The 405-nt window shown below is 70.9% G+C and carries 1 pseudogene; it reads left to right on the top strand.

The features are described 5' to 3' along the window. Positions 1 to 286: 286 nt before the first annotated feature. Positions 287 to 405, top strand: a pseudogene (locus tag C1I97_RS42385) (telomere-protecting terminal protein Tpg); the annotation flags it as partial.

The raw sequence follows: 405 nt of genomic DNA, 5'->3' as shown, positions 1-405 counted from the left end.
CGACTCAGGTCTCCTGGCTCCAAGTCCACCCGGGGGCGTGCTCGGGTGGCTACGGCGTGAACCGAGCGCTGCGTCGCCTCGAGGTCGTTGACGTACGCTTGGCGCTCTGCGGCGCCCCATTCGTGGGTCTTCGAAGTTAGTGGGGGTGCGGCCACGCGGGATGCTCCTCTGCGTGGCCGCCGGGCTGGCGCGGGCCCAGCAGGGGCAGGGGCTGACCGTCGTCTGACTGGCCACGGAGGAGCACCGGACGACCGCCGACCCCCACTAACTTCGAAGACCCCCATTCGTGGGCACCGCGCTGGAAGGGGCGTTCACCCGCCGCATCCCGCAGAGCGCCCAGGCGCAGATGAAGTACCTGGTCAAGCAGCTCAAGGGCACCAAGGCGGCCGCGGAGGCCCCCGGGGT

Source organism: Streptomyces sp. NTH33 (genome assembly GCF_003236365.1).
Lineage (GTDB): Bacteria > Actinomycetota > Actinomycetes > Streptomycetales > Streptomycetaceae > Streptomyces.
The sequence above is the reverse complement of the archived record's forward strand: the minus strand, read 5'-3'. Positions and strand labels throughout refer to the sequence as shown.